This window comes from Legionella sp. km772, from assembly GCF_003989735.1.
Classification (GTDB): domain Bacteria; phylum Pseudomonadota; class Gammaproteobacteria; order Legionellales; family Legionellaceae; genus Legionella.
The window spans coordinates 1-4,122 of record NZ_RZGQ01000225.1 but is presented as its reverse complement, the minus strand read 5'-3'; the positions used below and the strand labels follow the sequence as shown (position 1 = coordinate 4,122).

The window sequence follows — 4,122 nt, the reverse complement described above, 5'->3', positions numbered from 1 at the left end:
GTGAAATAAAAAAATCTAAAAATCCTTCTTCCAGCTTCATTCCTATATCCATTTAAATGAAGCTAGCCTCTCATTATTTACCGATTTAAGCTAGATTTTTTTCATGAGGTGGCCCTGCAGGATAAGCTCTGTCGTATTGATAACCCAATGAGCAAGTTAAAACCTTTTTAAACGTTGTTCTTAGAGTAACCCCACGAGTAGATTGCGGAAGGTTAAAGGTCAATGCTTGCGAGGAATGACCATAACCTAAGGTAAATGAACTAGGGTTTTCAAACATCGTAAAATGAATTGTACCTTCTGCGTTCCACGCTGAGGGTGTTGCCCCTAATAAATTATCTCCATCTGAGTAATTGGGGGTGAAGGAGGCGTTATTTGCTGCGAAAGAGCGTGTTGGCTGCACCATCTCGCCATAGAAGGAAAAAGGTAGGTTTTTTAATTTTAAACGCGCACGTGCATCTACAGCGGGAACTCGTCGCTCTAAACGCTCATTAGTACCAAAGCCTCTAAAATTGGGAGTGGGTGGCGTATCCTCGTCTAATTCATCGAGATCTTCTTCATCTAAGAAATCATTGTCTACGGTATTTCCAGCATCAGATACAATCGTTGAAGGACCAGTATTTTGCATACCACCTGCATCAGCGATATTGGAAATATAGCTTCCTGCAGTGGTAAGGCTAAACCAGGCGTTAGACAACGTATAGCTTAGATTTGCCCCTCCGTTATTCACCACCCCTGAGTTCTGGTTAACAAAAGAATCTCCTTTAAAGATGAAGGCCGAGGCATTAAATCCGGGTAAGAACTTAGGCTCAAAACCTAATAAAATGGGGCGTTGTTTCATTCTTCCTAAACGGGCAGGAAAGGGCGCGGTTAATAAAGAAGAGCCGTATTCACCAAAGGGTAGGAACAATTGGCCACCGGTTAAATAAAAAGGAGATTTATTTAAATCACCTAGGGTTAAAAAAGCGGTATTTAAAAAGATATTAGAGTTTGCAATTCGCGTATTAATGGTGTCAGCTTTAATGGTTCTCGTATTTAAAAGCCCAATTCGATCAGGGCCATTAGGATCGTAGCTTATCCGCATATTACCTAATAGGTAGTCCATGATTTCCGAGTTTACATCGAAGTTAGCACCCGCAAGGTTGATATCAGTTTGTGTTCTTCCATTAATCGGCGGGGCATTTGGTGGCTTACTTAAACCGGCAACGCCAATTACGGAACCTCCTAGCTCAATGCGCGGGTAGGGAAGAGGGGTCATGTTGCGATCTTTAATTTCATTATCAAAGGATTTGCGCATTTTAAGCATCGCTAAATCTTGGTTGTAGACTGGGGCGGTATTGTATTTGGGTCTAAAATAGGCTTGCGGTAAAGCCAAGACAGGATCTATGGGTTGATTTTTAACTTGTTCTTTTTGTTTGTGTTCTAAAATGGCCATCCGTTCTTCTAATTTACGGATTTCAATGTTTTTAGACGTTGGAACATTCTCATTGGAGGCGGCCATCACGGCTTGTGCTAATAAAGATACCGAAGAAAGACACATCATTTTAATAAAACTACTATTCACTTTACTACACTCCTTGTTAAAACTTTAAGGCTTTGAAGCATTAAGTCATTATCATTTAATAAGTAGGTTTTTAGTTATTATTCGCTGTCGCTACCTGAATCGTCACCGGCCGCATCATCGCTACTGTCGTCGCTGCCTTCCTCATCATCGCCACCTTCGTCATCACCTTCATCACCTTCTTCATCGTCACTGGCATCACCCTCGTCATCACCTTCATCGTCGCCACTTGCGATATCAAAATCTGCATCAGGAATAGGGTCACTGCTTAGATACATGGAACTGCCATCGGCATCAATTTCTGCATAGGCTGCCACTGCACCAACCCCTAGCTCCATGTCTTCATCTTCGCCATATTCGGCCGTAATTCCGCCACTGGTAACTGAAAGTAATAACTTATCATTGTCGATAGGATTACGCTCTTTTTTAGCTTTTTTGATGACGCATTTATAGGACGTACCCCGAACACCAATTGTTGCGATGGCTGCTTTTACTTTATAATTGGATACTTTAACCTGCTGATTGGCAGGGATCCCTGCCTCTATAGCATCTTGCGTATGTTGTGCCTCTTTACCAATTTTTCCAGTAACCGTTTTTAATCCCCCTGTTAATAATTGCGCATCAAAGGCATCAGCTTTTTGACTTTTATTAAAGGAGTAATTTTTTATGACATAGCTGCTGTTTTCTTTTAAAGTAACAACACTTCCATCAGTAAATTTAAAGGCTACCTTGCCTCCTGCTGCAGTATTGATTGTTTCACCTTGAAAAATAGCGGAACGTCTTGCTAAGTCACGCGCATTGGCGGTAACTTTTCCTTCAGCCGCAATGACTATCGCTACTTGTTCTGCTGCGTATATTGCTTGTCCATAGAGGAAGCTAGTCATTAATAGTGCACTAAATGGTGCGAAGTTTATTTTTTTATTTTTACATCCTGTATCCATCTACTGCTCTCCTTGGTCTTGCATTTTTTTAAAGAAACTCTTAATCCGGTTAGCAAGTTGACTGACTAAAGACAATTTTTCACTTTTATTATCTTTAGTTAACGAGGCTCTCACGTTTTCATTATGCAACTTGCGAGTGACGATTATCGAGCTGATTTTTTCTACTAATTCAGGACGACTTTCAAATAGTTTTGCCATGCTATCATGAGTGACCTCAAGAATGGTACTTTCCGTATTAACAAAAATGGATGCCCCTGCAGGCTCGCCCGTTAATAAAGACATCTCCCCGAAATAATGGCCCGTTTCTAGGGAGGCCACTTTAGTAATTTCATCCTTCTCCATATTGAGGTAGACATCCACCCCACCTTTAAAGATAAGAAATAAAGACTGATTCTTTTGTCCTTGAGCAAGCAATCGTTCCGGCGGGCCATAAAAAATTTGCCGCGTCTCTCCGGCCAGTTGGGTGAGTTCTTCCGCGGTAAGGGACGAAAATAAATCCATCTTTTGCAAGAAGAGCATGATATCTTCACTTGAATAATTAGGAAGTTCAGGTCTAGTAGTATGGCCAATATGTTGTTCGTAGCGTTGGCATTGATACCAAACATTACTAAGAATTTGATCATTAATTGCTGCTGCACTGCTGGTTGTAAAATAGGTTAAATAATAAATGTGATGGGTTGAACCATCACCACCTAATTCACTTAGTACGGCAAAGGGGGGCCGGGCGTCAGAAATCAACGCGCATTGATCCGCTGCTGTGATAAGCATTTTTTTGACTATTTCGGGTGAAAAATGTTGCTTCATCGGTATCTTTATGGAGATACCGTGTAAGGGATCCGGACGAGAATAGTTGATTATATTGGCTTTAGTAATTTGTGAGTTAGGGATGGATAGGTAATTTCCATCTTTGGTCATCAGGTTTACAAAACGCCAATTCACATCCACTACTTTTCCACTATTACCATTCACATTAATCCAATCACCTTGATCAAATTGTTTGGTAATATTTAAACCGACCCCGGCAAAAGCTTCACCTAAAGTTGCTTGGGCTGAATAACCCAAGATAATAGCCATAACTCCTGATGCGGTGAAAATACCCACTACTGATTTTTCAAATACAAAGTGGAATATAGCTGCAATGGTGATAATAATGAGAATAAAACTAACCAAATCACGCAGTAATTTAGAAGCGGTGATCCCTTTACTTGGTAATAGGCGATCCCAAATAAAATAAGTCAAAATCTCATTAACTAAAAGATTTAAGGAGAACCACCATAAACATTCAATAGTTGCTTTCAGGAAAAAAGAGTAGGAGGTTTTTATCAGGCTCATTAAGCTTGGCAGTAGCAGTGCGAGCGCACTGAACATTAAAAGGACGCCCAGCTTAAAAAACAAATCCCTGATTGGACTTTTGACAGTTCGTTTTAATAATAAATTAAATGTTATGATGGCGACAAAGAGCGCAAAAATCAGTGCTGAAATGTTAAAAAATTCGGTTAAGCCCCAGGGTCACCTCATGAAAAATTTTGAGATAAGATAGTGGTTAAAATAGAATCATCCCATCCAGCATTTTTTCTGAGCCGCTTAATAGATTGCCTTTTCATCTGATTTTTAGTTAATTGA

3 protein-coding genes are annotated in these 4,122 nt (G+C 40.2%); all 3 read right to left on the bottom strand.

Annotated elements, in window-relative coordinates; genetic code table 11:
* Positions 1 to 85 precede the first annotated feature (85 nt).
* On the bottom strand, positions 86 to 1,561 hold the full coding sequence (locus ELY15_RS14170) for an LbtU family siderophore porin (protein WP_127101153.1): 1,476 nt from the start codon (positions 1,559 to 1,561) through the stop codon (positions 86 to 88).
* 77 nt (positions 1,562 to 1,638) lie between these two features.
* Positions 1,639 to 2,499, bottom strand: coding sequence for a FecR domain-containing protein (locus tag ELY15_RS14165; protein WP_127101151.1), 861 nt, complete (start codon positions 2,497 to 2,499; stop codon positions 1,639 to 1,641).
* Complete coding sequence (locus ELY15_RS14160) at positions 2,500 to 3,867, bottom strand: mechanosensitive ion channel domain-containing protein (protein WP_127101149.1); 1,368 nt, start codon at positions 3,865 to 3,867, stop codon at positions 2,500 to 2,502.
* Positions 3,868 to 4,122 lie beyond the last annotated feature (255 nt).